The following is a 4,468-nucleotide window of genomic DNA, read 5'->3' as shown; positions in this document are numbered from 1 at the left end:
GGTTTTCTAAGTTATGGCCTTCTAAAGTTTCGTGGTTATTTTGGCATCTAACATAGGTATAACGAATTTGCCCCCTCGCCATACCCAGTCTCTTTGACTACCTATTTTTTTTTGCCAGTTCCTAGTAGTATTGCCCACCATATACTTCAAGAATTCCTAAATATTAAGATTTGCAAAGTGCCAGACACATTACTTTAGCACCAGCATTATTAATTATCTATCTACGATCGTTAGAGAGTTGAGTGCCCAGTATCATTGTCAAACTAATAAACTTGCATAAAAGCCTTCATTCGTGATATTATTATTGTTTATAAGCTAGACTATTTATGTTAAAAACAACATTCCAAAATTAAAATTCAATTTAGATAGATATTGCTAAATTAGCAAATATTCTGTTCTCTATAAACTAGTATGTAACATCAAATCCTCAAATCTATATGAGGTTAGAAACAGGCAAAATGTAGAATACTAAGTCTTGATGCTTTACCGAAAATAGCTGGGAAGCGTAAAAACCCTTGATCATAAAAATCTCCGGCGCTTCAACTAGGGATAGCATCAAAAAAAGGATCTATCTAAAAAGTGTAGCCTGATTTAGTATAAATGTCCCTCTAAACAATCGTTTTAAATATTCCAATTAATGCCAATCGAAAAAAGAAATAATCGTAATCTCCCTCAAGTTAACAACAATATTCGAGTTCCTAAAATCAGAGCCATTGACGCAGATGGCTCTCAGTTGGGAATTATGGATACAGAAGAAGCGTTGCAAATGGCCAGAGAAAAGGAACTAGACCTGGTTATGGTCAGTGATAAAGCTGACCCACCGGTTTGTAGGATCATGGACCATGGGAAGTATGTGTTTGAGCAGAAAAAGAAAGCACAAGAGGCAAAAAAGAAGCAACATAACGCAGAAGTTAAGGAAGTGAAAATGCGCTATAAAATTGAGGAGCATGACTATAATGTTCGCTTATCTCATGCAAAGCGTTTTCTCGAATCAGGTGATAAGGTTAAGGCCACTATTATGTTCCGAGGCCGGGAAATACAGCACAGTAATCTTGCAGAAGCATTATTGATGCGGATGAAAGAAGATCTAAAAGATTTAGCAGAGGTTCAACAAGCTCCCAAGAGAGAGGGACGCAGTATGATGATGTTGTTATCTCCTAAAAAGTAAAGTGGGATAGTCATGACATTGATAACTCCAACTTGATTTGCCAAGGGGTCTCCCGTTAAATCGCAGATTAGATTATAACGGGAGGTTAATAGCCTCTGGTAAATTAAACAGGTGTCAATTGCTGTTCAAATATAGCACTAAAGAGTAGTAGGAAAATTATAATAATTACTGATTGCTACAAAATTAAGCCCACTTGTGAACAGTCAGTCAACATTGATTATTGGCTATAACTATTACAAAGGCATTGGAATTATGCTCTTGGTCAACCCTTGGACTGGTTGAACCAAACCAGGTGTCAAATAACCGTTGTTCGATAGTGTCATGTCCTATGGGTGAGATTCAAGAGTTGCCAGATTATTCTTTTGAGGAATCATCACTCTTACAGACAAAAAACTTATTTCCCGACTACAAGGAAATCTCCATAGGAAGTTCAACAAATTAACTTACAAAGACTAGATCAAGCTTAGAAACGTTGGTTAATACCTGATCAAACTGGTAAACGTGGAGGGCGACCAAGATTCAAAAAATCAGGGAAATTAAAGTCATTCTGTTTTAGTAGAGTTAATCATCCGCTCATCAGTAGACTTGTCGCGAAATAAAACCTTAAAGTTAAATGGAAAATTTCTACCTTTCAATCATTAAATTATGCTGCCATTAAGTAGAAATTCCAGAGTCCAGCTGCAGTGAACATGAAGTGAGCGTCGCGCATCTTTGATGTGATTTCGATATCATCCTCTAGCTGCATTATATCTGTTTACCCCAGATATTGTATGTTCACATTTGACGCTATCGCTACTTTTTTCTTGATTGAGATGTTTTTGTTGGTCAGTTAATTCCTTAGATCGAGGTTTTTTCGTGGGTCGACTTGATGTTGACAAATTCCTTCTGTAACCCCTGGAAACCCAAATCTATAGCAATGTGCTCTGGCATATTTACACATTATTTTTTGTAAACCTTTTCCCTTACTGCACTTTGAGCTACTAAGTTGTAAATACCTGAGCGCTCATTGCTATACATGAATTTTCACTTCATCAGGTACAAAATCTACCAATTTTTCTTCATCTATAGCAATGAGTGCTGGCATCTTTACATACTACATAAAGAATTTATGTAGTATTGTAGTTGCTGCATGACCTGCATTTTTCATACATAAATTAGGCGATCGCCAAACATTAAAATTTTCAGGATGTGTGTTTAGGTATTGAAAATTTACAGTTTATAATTTAAGAAACTTCTATCTTCAAATAAAGTTTGAGTGTTATGGTACATCCTTACAGTCAAGATTTGCGTCAACGGGCTCTTAATCTCATGATTAATGGTATGTCTATTAGTCATGTGAGTCGTTTATTAAATATAAGTCGGCCTACTCTTCATCAATGGCGAGATCGATATTTAAGCACAGGTTCAACAGCAGCTAAAGTCAGTGTACCTCCTCCTCAGATATCTAAAATTAAAGACTGGGAAGAATTTGAAAAATTTGTTCAGGCATTTCACGAACAAACTCAAAAACAAATGGCTGCAACATGGGGAAACTGTAGTCGTTTTACTATTAGTAGAGGTTAAAAAAAACTTGGTTTTACTCGTAAAAAAAAACATATGGTGATCAAGAAACAGACGAACTAGAAACAGAAGAATTTATCTTTAAACTAAATCAAATGGACAAGAAAGATATTGTTGATGTAGATGAAGCTGGAATAGATAATAGGGAAGATTATCCTTATGGTTATGGAGTTAAAGGAAAAAGAGTACCAGGTATGAAATCAGGAAAAAGAACTGAGAGAGTAAGTTGGATTGCAGCTATAAATCAAGAAAAAAAGTTTGCTCCTTTAACATTTATAGGAAGTTGTAATCGTGTATGGCATGAGAGCTGGTGGGAAAATTGTTTACTACCAAAATTACAACGTAGTGGTGAAAGATATGCTATACGAATAATTGATGTAGTTGCTCTTTGAGACGATCGCTTTGAGACAAGAATGTGATTTTTTAATTATCTGTTAAATCAAGTTCCAAGGCGCAATCGCGAGAGGGGTAGTGTCGGCGATCGCATCCATTCTGCGATCGCAAATAAAAAATATCGGTCATTTAGCAGCACTTGTATTGCTTTTGCAGTTTTATGTAGTATGTAAACATACCAGCGCTCATTGCTATATTTAACGAGAGAGAACTTCACAGTTTAGGATAATACTAATTAAGTTTGAGTGGGTGAAGCTAGCTCTCCGTTCTACTTGATTTATTAAGTACATTCCTCTTCTGATAATTTTCAGGAGAGGATTTAAACTATTGGGCAAGAAGTATACTTTCTTAAGTATAGATTTAAGTTCAAATTCAGCAAATTCATGGAACAGAGAAGTTTGAAAAATTACACAGGATTAGGAGATAAACTGCTAATATCCCTCAATCTCCGTTCTGAGGAAGTAGAGCGAACCTTGCTAATGTTTGCGGTATATACTCTTACTTCTGTCGGATTAATTTGGTTAGAACTAAGTACAGTTAGTTTATTTTTAGACCAGTATGGTGCTGACAAACTACCATGGATATATATTGCCAGTGCTGTTATAGGTTCAGGTCTGGGTTTTGTCTATTCTTGGCTACAAAAAATCATGCCTCTGCGTCGAGTAATAATAGTTATTCTATTACTAATGGCAGCACCTTTGTTTTTATTTCGGTTTGGTATTGGTATCGAAAATGTACAGATAACTGGTCTGAGTTTAGCTTTTCTGACTACCTTTATGATGTGGTTGTGGGTAGAAGCTTGTTATTTGCTCAACGATCTGAATACCTCAATCACAGCTAATCAGTTATTTAACATCAGAGAAATTAAGCGAACATATCCAATAATTAGTAGTGGTTTTTTAGTAGCAGGAGTAATTAGTGGATTTTCTCTACCTTTAATACTATACTTTGTTGGACTGAGTAATGTTACAATAATATCTGGATTAATGATAGTATGTGGGTCAGGAATACTGTTATTTTTGTCAGAAAAATATCAACAATCTTTTCCTGACTCTAGCCGTTGGATACCGGAAGAAGACGAACAAGAATTTTCTACAAGGAACATTCAAGGACCTCTACAAGGTTATATACTCCCATTAATCATATTTTTTGTAATAGCAGAAGTTCTCTATGTATTAATAGACTTTCAATTCTTTTATCAACTAGAACTGCAAAACCCAACAACTGATGGAGCAAGTCAAATAGCAACTTTCTTAGGTTTATTTGAGGGAGTTTTGAGTACCTGCCAAGTAGCAACTCAATGGTTTGCCTCTAGTCGTCTAGTAGAAAGAATCGGAGTTTTTGGTA

The 4,468-nt window shown here is 35.6% G+C and carries 4 protein-coding genes and 1 pseudogene; 4 read left to right on the top strand and 1 reads right to left on the bottom strand.

The annotated features are described in order from the left end of the window. Nucleotides 1–637: 637 nt before the first annotated feature. The 3 genes from infC to F6K13_RS19980 all read left to right on the top strand — a co-directional run bounded on the left by infC (nucleotide 638) and on the right by F6K13_RS19980 (nucleotide 3,120). Nucleotides 638–1,168, top strand: coding sequence for a translation initiation factor IF-3 (gene infC / locus F6K13_RS19990; protein WP_124146363.1), 531 nt, complete (start codon nucleotides 638–640; stop codon nucleotides 1,166–1,168). Nucleotides 1,169–2,428: 1,260 nt separating this feature from the next. Continuing rightward, entirely contained in the window at nucleotides 2,429–2,731 is a 303-nt protein-coding gene (locus F6K13_RS19985) for a helix-turn-helix domain-containing protein (RefSeq protein WP_124146364.1), read from the top strand. A gap of 92 nt (nucleotides 2,732–2,823) precedes the next feature. Continuing rightward, on the top strand, nucleotides 2,824–3,120 hold the full coding sequence (locus F6K13_RS19980; protein WP_124146365.1) for a transposase: 297 nt from the start codon (nucleotides 2,824–2,826) through the stop codon (nucleotides 3,118–3,120). A 47-nt stretch (nucleotides 3,121–3,167) separates the two neighbouring features. Here the strand turns inward: F6K13_RS19980 and F6K13_RS19975 are convergent, their stop codons facing one another. Then, nucleotides 3,168–3,338 (bottom strand): hypothetical protein, encoded by a 171-nt coding sequence (locus tag F6K13_RS19975; protein ID WP_161564984.1) that lies wholly within the window; start codon nucleotides 3,336–3,338, stop codon nucleotides 3,168–3,170. Between the two features lie 166 nt (nucleotides 3,339–3,504). On the opposite strand from F6K13_RS19975, the pseudogene F6K13_RS19970 reads away from it, so the two are divergent. Continuing rightward, nucleotides 3,505–4,468, top strand: a pseudogene (locus F6K13_RS19970) (MFS transporter); the annotation flags it as partial.

The organism is Okeania sp. SIO2B9 (assembly GCF_010672505.1).
Lineage (GTDB): Bacteria > Cyanobacteriota > Cyanobacteriia > Cyanobacteriales > Microcoleaceae > Okeania > Okeania hirsuta.
The sequence above is the reverse complement of the archived record's forward strand: the minus strand, read 5'-3'. Positions and strand labels throughout refer to the sequence as shown.